This is a genomic window from Micromonospora sp. DT228, assembly GCF_049841595.1.
Lineage (GTDB): Bacteria > Actinomycetota > Actinomycetes > Mycobacteriales > Micromonosporaceae > Micromonospora.
The window spans coordinates 381,036-397,557 of sequence record NZ_JBNCKO010000004.1; the positions used below are offsets into that span (position 1 = coordinate 381,036).

Annotated in this window: 11 protein-coding genes; 1 reads left to right on the forward strand and 10 read right to left on the reverse strand. The window is 69.4% G+C overall.

Going from position 1 to position 16,522, the window contains the following annotated elements; all coding sequences use genetic code 11:
* Positions 1-59: 59 nt before the first annotated feature.
* The 6 genes from ACLQ29_RS11195 to ACLQ29_RS11220 form a co-directional block, all read right to left on the reverse strand.
* The gene (locus tag ACLQ29_RS11195) at positions 60-2,456 is read right to left on the reverse strand and encodes an RICIN domain-containing protein (protein ID WP_425771535.1); all 2,397 of its coding nucleotides are present in this window, start codon (positions 2,454-2,456) and stop codon (positions 60-62) included.
* 74 nt (positions 2,457-2,530) lie between these two features.
* Positions 2,531-3,382 carry a sugar phosphate isomerase/epimerase family protein gene (locus ACLQ29_RS11200; protein ID WP_425771536.1) on the reverse strand — a complete coding sequence of 284 codons (852 nt, stop codon included), beginning with the start codon at positions 3,380-3,382 and terminating at the stop codon, positions 2,531-2,533.
* Positions 3,383-3,388: 6 nt separating this feature from the next.
* Positions 3,389-4,570, reverse strand: coding sequence for a substrate-binding domain-containing protein (locus ACLQ29_RS11205; RefSeq protein WP_425771537.1), 1,182 nt, complete (start codon positions 4,568-4,570; stop codon positions 3,389-3,391).
* Positions 4,571-4,583: 13 nt separating this feature from the next.
* Positions 4,584-5,567, reverse strand: a complete 984-nt coding sequence (locus ACLQ29_RS11210; protein WP_425771538.1) for an ABC transporter permease — start codon at positions 5,565-5,567, stop codon at positions 4,584-4,586.
* 2 nt (positions 5,568-5,569) lie between these two features.
* On the reverse strand, positions 5,570-6,544 hold the full coding sequence (locus ACLQ29_RS11215; protein ID WP_425771539.1) for an ABC transporter permease: 975 nt from the start codon (positions 6,542-6,544) through the stop codon (positions 5,570-5,572).
* Between the two features lie 114 nt (positions 6,545-6,658).
* On the reverse strand, positions 6,659-8,170 hold the full coding sequence (locus ACLQ29_RS11220) for a sugar ABC transporter ATP-binding protein (protein ID WP_425771540.1): 1,512 nt from the start codon (positions 8,168-8,170) through the stop codon (positions 6,659-6,661).
* A gap of 525 nt (positions 8,171-8,695) precedes the next feature.
* Here ACLQ29_RS11220 and ACLQ29_RS11225 point away from each other — a divergent pair.
* Entirely contained in the window at positions 8,696-12,244 is a 3,549-nt protein-coding gene (locus ACLQ29_RS11225) for a ThuA domain-containing protein (protein ID WP_425771541.1), read from the forward strand.
* 84 nt (positions 12,245-12,328) lie between these two features.
* On the opposite strand, the gene ACLQ29_RS11230 is transcribed toward ACLQ29_RS11225, so the two are convergent.
* The 4 genes from ACLQ29_RS11230 to ACLQ29_RS11245 form a co-directional block, all read right to left on the reverse strand.
* Positions 12,329-13,336, reverse strand: a complete 1,008-nt coding sequence (locus ACLQ29_RS11230; RefSeq protein ID WP_425771542.1) for an aldo/keto reductase — start codon at positions 13,334-13,336, stop codon at positions 12,329-12,331.
* Between the two features lie 70 nt (positions 13,337-13,406).
* On the reverse strand, positions 13,407-14,168 hold the full coding sequence (locus ACLQ29_RS11235; RefSeq protein WP_425771543.1) for an SDR family NAD(P)-dependent oxidoreductase: 762 nt from the start codon (positions 14,166-14,168) through the stop codon (positions 13,407-13,409).
* Complete coding sequence (locus tag ACLQ29_RS11240) at positions 14,165-15,190, reverse strand: zinc-dependent alcohol dehydrogenase (protein ID WP_425771544.1); 1,026 nt, start codon at positions 15,188-15,190, stop codon at positions 14,165-14,167. Before ACLQ29_RS11240 ends, ACLQ29_RS11235 begins: the two co-directional genes overlap by 4 nt.
* A gap of 107 nt (positions 15,191-15,297) precedes the next feature.
* On the reverse strand, positions 15,298-16,521 hold the full coding sequence (locus ACLQ29_RS11245; RefSeq protein ID WP_425771545.1) for a mandelate racemase/muconate lactonizing enzyme family protein: 1,224 nt from the start codon (positions 16,519-16,521) through the stop codon (positions 15,298-15,300).
* Between the last annotated feature and the right edge of the window lies 1 nt (position 16,522).

Sequence of the window (16,522 nt, forward strand, 5' to 3'; positions counted from 1 at the left end):
ACAGGTCCGGGCCGAGGCGTCGCGCCCCGGCCCGGACCTGTCGGTGTCCGGCTACTGGATCAGCTGCGTACCGTCCACCGCTGGTTGGTGCCACCGCTGCAGGCCCAGAGGATCAACTTCGTGCCGTTCGCCGTCGCGGCGGCGTTCGCGTCCAGGCAGAGACCCGACTGCACGCCCGTGATGGTGCCGTTGGAGTTGATGTTCCACTGCTGGTTGACACCACCGTTGCAGTCCCAGATCACGACCTTCGTACCGTTGACGGTGCCCTGGCCGGAGGCGTCCAGGCACTTGGTGCCGTAGATCATGAGCTGCCGGCTCGCGGTGTGGGTCCACCGCTGGTTGGTGGCGTTGCTGATGCAGTCCCAGATCTGGGCCTGCGTGCCGTTCGTCGTGCTGGAGTTGCCGATCTCGGCGCAGCGACCCGACTGGGCACCGACGAGCTGCACGTTCGTCGGGTTGGTGCTGCCACCGCTCTGCGGACCGGCCGTGTTGATCACCGTCTGCGCGCCCGACGGCCAGTTGCCGCCGCTGACCGTGACGTTGTTGTTGACGACGTTGCCGCGGTCACCGTTCGTCACGTTCGTGCCGCTGCTGCTCGACCAGTTGTTGGTGACCGTGAAGTTGCCCATGTTCTCGGCGTAGTAGTAGTTGGCGGTGGCCCAGGTGCCGGTGGAGGAGAACACGTTGTTGCGGGCGGTGTAGTAGCGCGAGCCCTCGTCGAAGTAGAGCCCGAACCAGCCGTTGGTCCGCAGGCAGTAGTTCTCGGCGATCAACCCGCCCGGGTTCGCCGACAGCGAGTAGATGCACCCGCCGTCGGTCATCTGCTGCATGACGTCGTGCACGTAGTTGCCGATGACCTGGTTGTTGGCCGCGGTGGTCGCCGTGGAGTACCGCGGCTGGTAGTTGTACAGGCCACGGTTGGCGTAGTGCTGGCTGCCGCCGGCGTCGTTGGCGCCCCAGCCGTAGCCGATCGACATGCCGGTGTACGGCATGTTGTAGACCTCGTTGTGCGAGACAAGCGAGGTGTTCACGTAGGTGGTCAGGATCGAGACCACGCCCCGGTACTCCAGACCGAGATCGTGCACCTTGTTGTTGCTGATGGTGACGTTGCGGTTGACCATCCGCTGGTCGGTGGGGTGGTGGGCGTCGGCGCGCACGCCGCCGACCACGACGCCACCGGCCGAGTTGCGGGCGATCTCGGAGCGGGTGACGGTGATGTTGTTGGCGGCCAGACCGACGCCGCTGGCGTGGGCGTTGGCGTCGTTGCCGATGCCGATGGCCGTCTGCCCCAGGTTGACGAACTGCGAGTCGCTGAAGCTGATGGTGTTGGCGGCGGAGACCTGCACGGCGGCGGGCATCTGGGCCCAGCTCGGGCGGGTGGCCTCGAACAGCGAGCAGCCCTCCTGGCAGGAGGTCAGCGCGTCGGACGGACGGGCCCAGGTGCCGACGATGTGCGCGCCGGTCTGCTGGTCGGCGAAGCCGTTGCTGCTGCTCGGGCCGAGCCAGCTGGTGCCGGTGAAGGTGATCCCGCTGAACGAGATGTGGTGCGCGGGCGCGTCAAGGGTGCCGCCGACGTTCACCAGGGACTGCAGCTGCGGCAGCTCCACGCTGACGGTGCTCATGTTCTGCCCGGAGAGCGGGATGTAGTTGAGCTGGCCGCTGGCGGGGTTGAGATACCACTCCCCCGCCGAGTCCAGGAACTCGTACGCGTTGGCCAGGTAGAACGGGCCCGCGCGGTGCGGGCGGGACAACGTGTCGAAGCCGAAGGTGTTGTTGTTCCAGGCGGGCTGCTGCATCGTCAGGAAGTTGCCGCTGATGCTCTGCACCGGCGAGTACCTGTCGGTGAACGACCCGACGCTCTCCACCTCGACCCGGCTCTGGTTGCCGAGGTTGTTGAGGTAGTTGAGCGCGCTGTTGGTGAACCGCATCCCGGACGTGGTGAAGGTGAAGTCGGCGCGGTTCACGGCGGTGCGTGCCCGGGTGGCGACGGCCCCGTTGACGTAGAGCTGACGGGAGTCGAGGCCGGCGGGCACGTTGGCCCGCCAGATGTTCTTCCCGGAGTCGACGAGCGACCAGCCGGTGACGGCGCGGGCGCCGGTGATCGACGGACGGGCGCCGGCGGCCGCCCGCCAGATCACCTGGTAGCCGTTGTTGCCGGAGTCGGCAGCGGTCAGCCGCATCGGCGACGAGAGCCGGTACGCGCCGTCGGCCAACTCCACCACGATGTCACCGGACATCGTGGTGTTGGCTGCCCGCACGGCGGTCTGCGCGGCGGACAGCGAACACGGTTGGCTGGCCGAGCAACTGGTGCCGCTGCCGGAGGGCGACGCGTAGAGGGTGGTGGTGGCCGCGAGCGCGGGGGACGCCGAGGCGGTCACCGCGACCAGAGCGGTCAACGCTGACGCGGCGGCGCCGGCCAACAGTCGCCGCAGCGGTGAGATGGACGAGACAGACACGGGACGGTGCTCCTGACTCTAGTGGGGGGTGGCGGGCAGAGCCCGAGGGCCGGGCCTTGGGTGGTGGGGGGCGGTCACCCGAGGATCTCCCGGAGATAGCGCAGGCCGTCCGTGGCGAGACGGTCCTGTGAGGGGGCCAGCGGACGCCAGATCGCCGCGGCGACCGCGATGGCCTCGTTCTCCGCCGTGAACGACTCGATGCAGATCGCACCCTGGTAACCGGTGTCCCGCAGGACGGCGAAGAAGCGGGGCCAGTCGAAGTGGTCCGCACCGGGAGCGCCCCGGTTGCTGCCGCTGACCTGCACGTGCTTGATGTGCGGGCCAGCGGCGGCGAGAGCCGCGTAGGGGTCGGCCTCCTCGATGTTCATGTGATACGTATCGATCATGATGCCGACACTCGACGGAAGACCGTCGATCAACTCGACCGTCTGCTCGATCGTGTTGACGACGCTCGTCTCGTAGCGGTTCAACGCCTCGACACCGATGCTCACGCCCAACTCGCCGGCCTGCTCGGCAACCGGCGCCAGGGCCCGCCGGAAGTCCGCGTAGCAGGCCGCGCGAGCCGCCGGTGACATCCGCCAGGTGCGGCCGACCGAGGCGTACACGGGGCCGCCGACGCATCCAGCGCCGACGGCCGCCGCGCTCGCCACACAGCCCTTGAGGTACGCCACCGTCGACTCCACCACCGCTGGCGCGGCGTCGACCAGCTCCCGCCCCGGCGAGAAGGCCGCGCAGACCCCGGCGGCGACGAGGCCGTGCTCGGCCAGCAGGTCCCGGGTGCGGACCGGGTCCCAGTCACCGGGCTGCTCGATCGGCAACTCGACCGCGTCGAAGCCGAACGAGGCGATCCGTGGGATCAGCTCCGCCAGGGCCTCGTCGTCGACAGGCGAGGCCCACACCCAGGGGTTGACGCCGATGGCGTACATCAGGCCCTACTTCCAGCGCTGCGGGTAACCGGGCAGGTCGGTGCAGCCGCACATCGCGTAGTGCAGCGGCGGCATGCTCGCGTCGAGGTACTTGTCCAGGTTGTCCTGGGTGACGGTCGGCTGCGGCAGCTTCCACGGGTTGGAGACCTGCTCGCCGTCGAGGATCCGCAGCGCCGCGATGATCGGCGTACGCCACTGGTAGGTCGGGTAGGTCGGCGCGATCGCGGTGAGCTGCTTGTCCTTCCAGATCTTCAGGAAGTCGAGCTGGTCCTCGCCGTTCATCGGCGGAACGGGCTTGCCCGCGTCCTGGAACGCCTCGACCGCGGCGACGGCAACCGCGCCGGCGTCCATCCAGACGCCGTCGATCGTGCCGTAGCGCTGGATGTAGTCGTCGACGATCTTCTTGGTCTTGGCCGGGTCGCCGTCGGTGAACTCGACGCCCACGACGTCGACCTTCGCCTTGTCGAAGGCCACCTTCGCCGCCGACCAGCGGGTCTCCAGGACGTCCACACCCGGCAGGATCCGCAGGGCGAGGACCTTGCCGCCGGGCTTCATCTTCTGACTGACGAACTCGGCGCCGACGTGGCCGAACCCGTAGCCGCCGATGGGGTTGATGAAGGTCACCGGGCACTTCGTGTCGACACCACGGTCGAAGACGACGACCGGCAGCCCCGCCTTGCAGGCGGCCTCGACGGCCGGGGTCAGCGTGGCGGTGGTGTTGGGCGAGACGATGAGCGCGTCGCAGCCCTTGCCGAGCAGGTCGTTGATGTCCGCGATCTGCTTCTGGTCCTTGCCCTCGGCGTCGACGTGCACGAACTCCTTGATGCGGCTTTTCTGCGCCTCGACCTCGGCCTGCATGGTCTTGAACCCGACCTGCCGCCACGGGTTGTTGAGCGCCGCGTTCGAGAAGCAGATCTTGTGCGGACCGCTCTTCTTGTACTTGGCGGTGTCCACCAGCTTCGGGTTGAGCACCTGCTCCCACGGCTTGTCGGCGGGACCCGTCGGGGTCGCGTCGAGCAGCGAGAGCTCGGCGTCGTAGTCGGCCTGCACGAAGAACTTCGACTGCTCCCCGGTGCCCGAGCCGGCGGCGGAGGCGCTGCTCGAGGGGCTCGCGCCCGGCTCATCGGTGGAACAGGCGGCAAGGGACAGCAAGGTGACAGCGGCCAGCGCCGCCATGGAACGTCGCACTATGGGAACCCCTTTATCTCGACGAGGAACGCGTTGCCGAGACCGCCACGGCGAGCAGGATGATCCCGCCCTGGACGGTCGACCTGAGGGCGCCGGAGACGCCGTAGAAATTCATGAGGGCGAACAGCAGCTCGAGGGTCAGCGCACCGAGCATCGCGCCCACCACCGAGCCGCGACCCCCGCCCAGCGCGACGCCACCGAGGACGACGGCGGTGATCGCACCGAACTCCAGGCCGGCGCCGGCCTGGAACGACACGCCGCTGTAGCCGCCCAGCAGGATCGCCGCGACGGCCGCCGTGAGCCCGCTGAGGATGAAGGCGATCGTGCGGGTACGCCAGACCCGTACGCCGCTCAACTCGGCGGTACGCGGATTGTCGCCGACGGCGACGAGCGTCCGGCCGAAGTCGGACCGCATCAGCAGCACGGCCACCACCGCGAGGGCCACCAGGACCAGCAGCGCGAACGGCACGCGACCGAGCACCGGCACGTCCTCGAAGGCCCGCCGGCCGTACCGCCGGAACTCCTCGGACAGGCCACCCTTCGGGGCACCGTCGGACCACAGGTAGACCGCGCCGACCAGGATCAGGAACATGCCGAGGGTGGTGATGAACGACGGCACCCGCAGCCGCGTCGTGATCAGGCCGTTGACCAACCCGACGAGCGCGCCGAAGGCGAGCAGGAGCAACACCACGGGCCAGGTACGCCCCGGGTCGCTGTCGATGAGCCGGGCCGCGACGACCACCTGCGCGGTGACCAGGGAGCCGACCGAGAGGTCGAACTCGCCGGAGACGATCACGAAGTACTGGCCGGCGGCGAGCAGGATGATCGGCGCCGAACGCCCGAGGAACGACATCAGCGACGGAGGGGCGAGGAAGTCGGGCTGCCGAATGCCGACGAGCACCACCAGCACCGCGAGAATCGCGAGGATCGGCAGGATGCCACCGGGACGGACCCGCGGGAGACGCAGCGGCAGCGTACGACGCTCAACGGTCTGCATGACTAGGCAGCCGCCTTTCGCATGGCCCGGCGGGCGTAGACGGCCACCGCGGCGATGATGATCGCGCCCCGGATCACCTGCTTGAAGAAGGCGTCGACCTCCAACTGGTTGAAGATCGCGTCGATGCTGGCGAGCAGCAGCACTCCGCCGACCGTGCCGATGACGCCACCACGCCCACCGGCGAGCGCGGTGCCGCCGATCACCACCGCGGCTATCGACTCCAGGTCGTAGAGGCCCTCGGTGCCCACCCGGGGCGCCCCGGATCCGAGCCGACTGGCGAGGTAGATGCCGGCGAGCCCGGCACACATCGAGCACAGCACGTGGGCGGTGACCAGGACCCGGTCGTTGCGCACGCCCGAGAGCCGGGCCACCTCCGGGTCTCCGCCGACGGCGACCAGGTGGTGACCGAAGCGGGTCTTCGAGAGCGCGAACCAGGCCGCCGCGGTCACCGCGACCAGCAGCAGGAAGGACACCGGCACCGGGCCGATGCGCTGGTAGCCGAGCGACTGCACGAGCGACGGCGCGGTGGTGCCGGCCGGCCCGTCGTAGCCGTTGTCGAGGTAGCCCTTGAGCAGCAGCCCGACGCCGAGGGTCGCGATGAACGCGTTGACCCGGAGTTTGGTGACGAGGAGCCCGTTGAACAGCCCGATGCCGGCGCTGACGAGGAGCACCAGGCCGATCGCCGGCAGCACCGCGCCGTCGCTGCCGTTCATCGTCTCGGCGGCGACCAGGGTGCTGAGGCTGATCACGTACGCCACCGAGAGGTCCAGCGACCCACCCAGGATGACAAGGGTCTGACCGACGGCGACGAGCCCGAGCCCGGCCGCCACGTGCAGCAGACTCACGGTCGTGGACTGGTTGAAGAGCTGGCCGCCGTCGACGAGGACGACAAGCCAGCCGATCGCGAGGGTGAGGGTCAGGGCCACGAAGACGCCCGGTACGGGGCGGCGGGCCGGCAGGAGCGACAGGGCGCTCACGTGGTGGTCTCCATTCGCGACTGCGGGGCTCGCAAACCCGGCTCACTCCTCGCGCTCACTGAGTCATCTCCGATCGCGACTGCGGGGCTCGCAAACCCGGCTCACTCCTCGCGCTCACTGGGCGGTCTCCGGAACGGCGCCGACCGCAAGGGTGACGACGTCCTCCTCGCTCGCGCCAGCGGGCAACTCGCCCGCGACCCGGCCGTCGCGCATGACGACGATGCGGTCACTCATGCCCAGCAGCTCCGGTAGATCGGACGAGATCATCAGCACGGCCGCACCATCGCGGGCGAGGCGGCGGACGAGGTCGTGGATGGCCGACTTCGCGCCCACGTCGATGCCGCGGGTCGGCTCGTCGAAGAGCAGGATCCGCGGGTTGAGCGCGAGCCAGCGGGCCAGCACGACCTTCTGCTGGTTGCCGCCGGACAGGAAACGAATCTCCTGGTCGTCGCCCGCACCACGGACCTCCACGGCGTTGAGCAGCTCGCGCACCCGAACGGTCCGGGCCGCACGGCCGGACCGGGCCGCGAAGACGGCCCGGCTGGCGAGCAGCGCGTTGTCGAGCACCGACTGCCGGGGGACGATCCCCTCGCCCTTGCGGTCCTCGGTGACGTAGGCGATGCCGGCCCGCATCGCGGTGCGGGGTGAGCGCAGGCGGACCGGCCGGTCGTCGAGCGTGACGTCGCCGGTCGTGAACGGCGACACCCCGAAGATCGCACGGGCCAGCGCCGAGCGGCCGGAGCCCTGCAGGCCGCCGATGCCGAGCACCTCGCCGGCGCGCAACTGGAGGTTGATGTCGCGCAGCTTCCGGTTTCCCACGTCGCGAAGGTTGAGCCGCACCGGGCCCCGGTCCTCCGGGGCGGCGCGGTCCGGGTAGTAGCTGGACAGTTCCCGGCCGACCATGTGCCGCACCAACTCGTCGGAGGTGGTGCCCGTGGTGTCCACAGTGGTGACGTGGCGGCCGTCCTTGAGGACTGTGATCCGGCTCGACAGGTCGAACACCTCGGCGAGCCGGTGCGAGACGTACAGCAGGCCGATGCCGCGATCCTGGAGTCGGCGCACCAGCCCGTAGAGCAGCTCGACCTCGTGGTCGGCAAGCGCGGCGGTCGGTTCGTCCATGATGAGCAGTCGCGCGTCCAGGGCCAGCGCCTTGGCGATCTCGACGACCTGCTGCTGGGCGACGCCGAGCTGCCCCACCCGGGCGTCGGCGGGCAACGCCGTCTCCCCGATCGAGGCGAGCAGCCGCGTGGTGCGGTCGAGCATCTCCCGGCGGTCGACCAGCCCGCGCCGGACCGGCTCGTGGCCCAGGTAGACGTTCTCCGCGACGGTGCGCTCCGGCAGGAGATTGAACTCCTGGTGGATGATGCCGACGCCGGCCCGCTGGGCGTCGCGCGGGCCACGGAACGTGCGCGACTGACCGGCGAACTCGATGGTGCCCTCGTCCGGGGCGTACCCACCCGAGACGATCTTCATGAGGGTCGACTTTCCGGCGCCGTTCTCACCGACGACGGCGTGGACCTCGCCCGGCGCGACGTCGAGGTCGACATCGCCGAGGACGCGTACCCCGAGGAAGGACTTACCGATGCCCCGGAGGGTGAGCAGCGGCGTCGGCGGTGGGTCTGACATCCCGAAAGCCCTCACAGATAGTAGTTATCGACAAGGTGCACGGGCCGGCGGCCGACCCGCTCGTGGCCGCACCACGAACTTTCGCAGCTAGCTGCGGAGACTTACGTTTTTATGTTGCGAACATTCTCTTGACATCGACGAAACATCACACGTATGAAGAACATAGATGTTTGGATGCAGGTCCGCAATCCTCGACCGGGGCCGATTGCCAGGGCCGTCACTCGTCCGGCAGCGACGCCGTGCGCGAGCGATTCGGACATGGCCGTCGTCATCAGGGCAAGACGTCGGACGCCACACCATTCATTGACACCCATCTACTCCTGGCTCATCCTGACCTTGTGGACCACGGGACATGAACGACAGCCACCATCACTCAGTGTGATGTCCCGGGGGTCTGACTGCCGTTTCGGCGAACGGCACGAGGACAGACCAGCGCACTCGTACTCACCCATGTGTCAGGCACAACCTGACGCAGGGTGAGCCCGTGGGCGCAATCGGAGTTGCCCGTCCAACCTAGGAGACGCCATGCGTCGCAATACGATGATCATCTCGGTGATCGCGGGCCTGTTACTGGCTCTCGGACTCGCCCCACCGGCGTCGGCCGCCCCGGCCTTCCGCGCCCTGGTGTTCAGCAAGACCACCGGCTATCGGCACGACTCGATCCCCGCCGGGATCTCCATGCTCCAGCAGCAGGCCACCGCGAACAACTTCGAGGTGGTGGCGACCGAGGACTCGAGCGTCTTCACCGCTGCCAACCTGGCGACCTTCGACGTGATCGTGATGCTCCAGACCTCCGGCATGGTCTGGACCTCGGCCGCCCAACGCCAGGCGGTGGAGGGCTACCTCGCCAGCGGCAAGGGCATCGTGGCCATCCACAACGCCACCGACATGGGCATCGACACCGAATACCCCTGGTGGGACAACACCATCAACGGCGGCGCCCACATGCCGGAGCACTCCCCCGGCGTGCTGCCCGGCACCGCCATCGTCGCCGACAAGCAGCACCCGTCGACGGCCGGTCTGCCGGATCGGTGGAACCGCAGCGAGGAGTGGTACAACTTCGACTCCAACCCGCGTGGCAAGGTGCACGTGCTGGTGACCGCCGACGAGCGCACCTACAACCCCGGCTCCCGGGCGATGGGCCCGGACCACCCGATCTCCTGGTGTCGCAACACCGCCGGTGGACGGGTGTGGGCCACCGCGATGGGTCACGCGATCGCCTCCTACAGCGAGACGTACTTCCGCGACCACGTCCTCGGTGGCATCAAGTGGGCCGCCGGCAACGCTCCCGGCGACTGCGGCGGCACCGTGTGGGGCAACTTCGAGAAGCGCACCCTGGACGACAACACCGTCGACCCGATGGCGATGGCGGTGGCCCCGGACGGACGGGTGTTCTACGCCCAGCGCGGCGGGCAGCTGAAGATCTTCAAGCCGTCCACCAACAGCACCGTGACCGCCGGGACGCTGAGCGTCTACACCGGCGGTGAGGACGGTCTCACCGGCATGGCGCTGGACCCCAACTTCGCCACAAACGGGTACGTGTACCTCTACCACTCGCCGGCGAGCAGCTCGACCGATGTCAACCGGGTCTCCCGCTTCACCGTCACCGGCGACACGCTGAACACGTCCAGCGGCGTGACGATCATCGACATCCCCGCGTACCGGGACCGGACGTTCCCGGAGCCCGGTCACACCGGCGGTTACATCGAGTTCGGTCCGGACGGCAACCTCTTCATCGGCACCGGTGACGACACGCCCCCGAACCTCGACCCCAACTGGCAGGGCTACGCCCCGCTGGACTGGCGCTCGGGCAAGTCCAACCTGGACGCCGCTCGCAGCGCGGGCAACACCAACGACCTGCGCGGCAAGCTGCTGCGCATCCGTCCCGGGGCCAGCGGCAGCTACACCATCCCGAGCGGCAACCTCTACCCCCAGGGCACCGCGCAGACCAAGCCGGAAATCTACGCGATGGGCTTCCGCAACCCGTTCCGCTTCTCGATCGACCCCGCCAACGGCTGGGTCTACCTGGCGGACTACGGGCCGGACCGCAACCCGCCGACCACCAACCGTGGCCCGGAGGGCCTGGTCGAGCTGAACGTGATCAAGACGCCCGGCAACTACGGCTGGCCGTTCTGCCACGGCAACAACCAGCCCTACGCGCCGTACAACCCGGACACCGGCGTCGTCGGCTCGAAGTTCAACTGCTCGGCGCCTGTCAACAACTCGCCGAACAACACGGGCCTGGTCAACCTGAAGCCGGTCGTCATGCCCAACATCTGGTATGGCTACCCCGCCTCGACGACCTTCCCGGAGCTCGGCTCCGGCGGCTCGGCGCCGATGGGCGGCCCGGTCTACCGGTACGACGCGTCGAACCCGTCCCAGACGAAGTTCCCGTCCTACTACGACGGCGTGCACTTCTTCTACGAGTGGGCGCGCAACTACGTCAAGGAGGTCCACTTCGACTCCTCCTCGGCGGTGACCCGCACCAACCCGTTCCTGCCCGGCGGTAACTTCAACAAGCCGATGGACATGGAGTTCGGCAAGGACGGCTCGCTCTACCTGCTGGAGTGGGGCACCAACTTCGGTGGCGGCAACAGCGACTCCGGGCTCTACCGGATCGACTACATCCAGGGCGGCCGGTCACCGATCGTCAAGGCCACCGGCACACCCACCAGCGGCTCCTCGCCGCTGACCGTTCAGTTCAGCAGTGCCGGCACGTCCGACCCGGACGGCAACACGCTGAGCTACCTGTGGACGTTCGGCGACGGCACCACCTCGACGGCGGCCAACCCGTCGAAGACGTACACCGCCAACGGCAACTACACGGCCCAGTTGAAGGTCACCGACAGCACCGGTAAGACCGGCTTCGCCAACGTCCCGATCACCGTCGGCAACAGTGCCCCGGTGCTCACCATCACCACACCGGGCAACGGAGGCATGCTGACCTTCGGTGACAAGGTGTCGTACCAGATCACCGTCACCGATCCGGACGGCGGCACTGTCGACTGCTCGAAGGTGTTCCTCAACCCGGCGCTGGGTCACGACGACCACGCGCACGAGACCACCGAGTACCCGGGCTGCTCGGGCACCATCTCCACCGACCTGCTCGGTGGGCACCCCGATGGCGCCAACCTGTTCTACGTGCTGAACGCCCGGTACACCGACAACGGCGGCTCGGGGGGCGGGTCCCCGCTCACCGGCACCGCCCAGGCGATCCTGCAACCGAAGCACAAGCAGTCCGAGTACTTCAGCAGCCAGTCCGGCATCCGGGTCGTCGACCAGGCGGCGGCGGAGAGCACCAAGCGCATCGGTGACATCTCCACAAACGACTGGATCGCGTTCAGCCCGATGAACCTGTCGGGCATCTCGACGGTCAGCTACCGGGTATCGTCGCCCTCCGGCGGCGGTTCGATCGAGCTGCGCGCCGGCTCGCCGACCGGCACGCTGCTGGCCACCACCACGGTGCCCAATACGGGCGGCTGGGACAACTACCAGTCCACGACCCCGGTGAGCGTCGCCGCCTCCAGCGGGACACAGACGCTCTACATGGTGTTCAAGGGCAGCAGCAACTCGTTCGATCTGGACTCGCACACCTTCGGCGGCAACGGCGTCGGGACACCCGGCACCGGCACCGGCGGTGGCCTGGCGGGGAAGACCTACACGGTCACGGCGCAGCACAGCAACAAGCTGATGGACGTCAGCGGTGTCTCCACCGCCGACGGCGCCCAGATCACCCAGTGGGCGTCCACCGGTGCCAACAACCAGAGGTGGCAGGCCGTCGACGCCGGTAACGGCGCGCTCTACCTCAAGGCGGTGCACAGCGGCAAGTGCGTCGAGGTGGTCGGCAGTTCGACCGCTGCGGGTGCCTTCCTCCAGCAGGCCACCTGCAACAACGGCAACCAGCAGAAGTTCACCGCCACCGCGACGGGAACCTCCGGCGTGTACACGGTGAAGAGCGTGCTGAGCGGCCTCTGCGTCGACGTCAACGGCGCGTCCACCACCGACGGCGCCCGACTGTTGCAGTGGACCTGCCACAGCGCGGCCAACCAGCAGTGGCGGTTCACCGCAGTGTGACCTGCCGCTGACGCGGTAACGCAAAACGTCCCGGTCGGGACCGGTGTCCGATAGTCGGAGCCGGTCCCGGCCGGGACGTCTTTCTCAGTTCGGTTGGCCCGCCGCGCCCGGACCGGGCGCCACGGCGAGCAGCCCGGCCGCCGTCAGGGCGACCCACAGCTCCTCCGGTACGGCGACCTCGGACCGTCGTACCGTCTCGGCCAGCTGCGCCTCGGTGCGGACGCCGACCACCGTCGACACCACGGCCGGGTGCCTGCGAACGAAGGCGAGTGCCGCCTGCGGCAGGGTCACCCCGTACGTCTCGCAGATCGCCGCGATCCGCCGCGCCCGCTCGATCACCTCGGGTGGGGCCTGCTGGTAGTTGTAGACGGCATCGGCCGGCGGCTGGTCGCGCGACAGCAACCCCGAGTTGTAGACGCCCGCGATGACCACGCCCACCCCCCGGTTCTCGGCGATCGGCAACAGGTCATCCGCCGCACCCTGTTCGAGCAGGGTGTAACGCCCGGCGCACATCATCACGTCGACGTCGGTCTCCCGCACGAACCGCGCCAGCATCGCCGACTGGTTCATCCCGGCGCCGATGGCGCCCACGACGCCCTGATCACGCAGGTCGACAAGGGCCGGCACGGCCTCGTCCGCGGCCTGCTCCCAGTGGTCGTCCGGGTCGTGCAGGTAGGCGATGTCGATTCGGTCCAGCCCGCTGCGGTCGAGGCTGGCCTCGATCGAGCGAAGAACGCCGTCGCGGCTGAAGTCCCACACCCGCCGGTGGCTCGCGGGCACGTCGAACCCGTCAGAGTCCTGCTCGTGGGCGTTCTCGGGCGACGGCACCAGGAGTCGTCCGACCTTCGTCGACACCACGTACTCGTCGCGCGGTCGCTCGCGCAACGCGGCGCCGAGGCGGCGCTCGGACAACCCGAGTCCGTAGTGCGGCGCGGTGTCGTAGTACCGCACGCCCGCCGCCCACGCCGCGTCGACCGCCGCCGCGAACTCCTCGTCCGTCGTCCCCCGGTACAGGTTGCCGCCCTGGGCCGCGCCGAAGCCCAGCTCGGTGAGACGCACCCGCGGGGCACGCGGCAGCGCTCGCGTCCTCATGACGCAGCCCACCGGGCTACGCGGTGAGCGGGCTCGCCGACGAGGCTCACCGGGGGCGCCGGTCGGCCCTTCATCGGCCCAACCAACCGCCGTCGACGGGCAGCACGACCCCGTTGACGTAGTCCGACGCCGACGACGCCAGGAACACCGTGGCACCGCCGAGATCGTCGGCGCGGCCCCACCGGCCCGCCGGGATCCGGCCGAGGATCGCCTCGTTGCGGTCGGGATCCTCCCGCAGCGCCTGGGTGTTGTCGGTGGCGATGTAGCCGGGGGCGATGGCGTTGACGTTGACCCCGCGGGCCGCCCACTCGTTCGCCAGCGCCTTGGTGAGCCCGGCGATGCCCGACTTCGACGCCGCGTAGCCGGGGACGGTGATGCCGCCCTGGAAGCTCAACAGCGAGGCGGTGAAAATGATCTTCCCGTGGCCACGCTCGACCATCGTCCGGCCGATCTCCCGGCTCAGGATGAACTGGCTGCTGAGGTTCACCTCGATAACGTGGTCCCACATCTCGTCCGGGTGCTCGGCGGCCGGGGTGCGGGCGATCGTGCCGCCGTTGTTGACCAGGATGTCGATCGGCCCGAGAGCGGTGAGATCCCGGGCCAGTTGGTGTACGGCCGCCCGGTCGCCGAGATCGGCACGCAGCCCGGTGAACTGCCGGCCGGCGGCCCGTACGCGGCGTTCGACCTCGCTGCCAGCCGATTCGAGCTGGGCGGAGACGCCCACGATATCGGCGCCGGCAAGCGCCAGGGCCTCGGCCATGGCGAGGCCGATGCCGCGTCGGGCACCGGTCACCACGGCGACGCGTCCGGACAGGTCGAACAGGGCCGTCACTTGCCCACCTCCCGCAGGTCGAGCAGCACCTTCATCACGCCGCCACCCTCGAGTGCCGTGAAGGCGGCGCTGGCCGCCTCGACCGGCTCCACCCGGGAGATGAGCTGTTGTGCCGGAATCGCGCCCGAGGCGACCAACCGGATCGCCTCCACCATGTCGTCGCGCTGGTACAACCGCGCGCCGAGGAGTTCCAGCTCACGCCAGAAGAACCGGTGCAGGTTGACCTCGCGGGGCCGGGGGTGGATCGCCACCATCACCAGCCGACCGCGGGTGGTGAGGACGTCGACCGCGGTGGTCACGCCACCGGCGGAGCCGGACACCTCGAAGGCGATGTCGGCGCCCGCGCCGTTGGTGCGCTCGTTGACAAGTGCCACGACATCTGTTGCTCCCGGGTCGACGGCCTCGATCCCGATCCCGGCCGCCACCTCCCGTCGGAACGGGTCCGGCTCGACGAGGAGCACCCGCGCGCCGCGGCCCTGCGCGACGACGGCGATGAGCGCGCCCACCGGCCCACCGCCGACCACGACCACCTGGTCGTCGGCTGTCACGTCGCCCCGGCGGACGTCGTGCACGGCGACCGCGACCGGCTCGACGAGCGCCGCGTGGTCCAGCGGCAGGTCCTCGGGGAGCGGCAGAACCAGTTCCGCCGGCACGGTCCAGTAGGACTGCATGGCGCCCGGTGAGTCGATACCGAGGAAGTTCATGGCGTGGCAGACGTGGGAGTGCCCGCGCTGGCAGGCAGCGCACTTTCCACACGGCCGGGTCGGCAGCACGGTGACGGGCGCTCCGATGGTCCAGCCGGTGGTGTCCGGCCCGACGGCCGCGATCCGACCGGACATCTCGTGCCCGATGATCGCTGCGTCACCGACCCGAGCGTCCATGTCTCCGTGGTAGATGTGCAGGTCGGTGCCGCAGATCCCGGTGTACGCCACCTCGATCCGCACCTGGCCGGGGCCCGGCGGGACCGGTTCGCGATCCTCGATGCCGAGGTCTCGCGCCCCCCGGTAGACGACTGCCTTCATCGATCCTCCGTCTCGACGGCCGGCACGTCGTTCGTGCCGACCGGACATGGCCGTGGGTGCACCGCGATGGCGGTGCACCCACGCGTCCTCTGTTTCTGTCGGTCAGCTCAGTGCCGCCCGGTGGGCGACACCTCGTTGCGGTAGTTCAGCGGCACGACGGGCACCTGGCGGGTGGGGACGACACCGTCGATGCCGCCCAGCAGGCGCCGACCGGCCCGCTCCGGCCGGACGTTGGGGCTCTCGGCCGTCTGCGCCCACGGGCGGTGGTTGGCCGTCCGGATCCGCTCCTCGTCGATGCGGACACCAAGTCCGGGTGCGTCGCCGAGAATGAAGGCGCCGTCCTCGACGTGCAGGTCGACGGAGACGCCGACCGGCGGGTGCAGGTCCTGCAACTCACTCGTCAGGTGGTTCGGCACCGAGGTCGCGGCGTGCAGCAGACCGATCGGGCTGTTGCCGATCGGGCTGACCGGCAGGTCGTACGCGTGCGCCAGGGCGGACGCCCGCAGGAAGTGGGTGACTCCCCAGACGGCGGCCATCTGGACGACGTCGACCGCGCCGGCGGCGAGCAGCGGACGGTACTGTTCGAGCCCGGTGAGGTTCTCCCCGGTGGCGACCGACGCGCAGACCCCTCGGCTGACGGTGGCGAGGCCCTCGGCGTCCCAGCGTCGGACGGGCTCCTCGATCCAGATGAGGTCGAGGGAGCGTTCGAGCTCGGAGACGTGGCGGACGGCCTGCTTGCGGGTCCATGCCTCGTTGACGTCGAGCATGAGACCCGGTCGCCGGCCGTGCCCCGCCTCGGTCAGGACGTCCCTGACCAGGGTGAGCCGGTGCCGGTCGCGTTCGATGTCGAGACCGCCCTTGAGCTTCGCGGCGCGCAGGCCGTGGCTGGCGTAGACCTCGTACTCGGCGACGAGTTCGTCGTCGGTGAGCCCGATGTCCAGCCCGGACGCGTAGGCGTTGACCCGCCGGTCACGCCCGCCCAGCAGCCGCCACAGCGGCTCGCCGGCGGCCTGCGCCTTGATGTCCCAGAGCGCGGTGTCCAGTGCGCCGATGGTGCCGAACACCGGGCCGGCGTGGCCCGCCTTGAAGGTGTGCCGCAACATGCGGTCGTACAGGGTCGTCACGGCACGGGGGTCTTCGCCCTCGATAGCTGCGAAGATCCGCTCGATCTCGACGTGCGGCCCGAGGCCGACTCCCGAGACGCCCTCGTCGGTGTCGACGATGACGATCGAGACCGGAACCACCCCGTCGGGGAACACCCCGTTGGCATCGCCGACGGGCCGCCCCCATTCCTGGACCGTGGTGAGCGTCCGATATCCCGTGATCCGCATG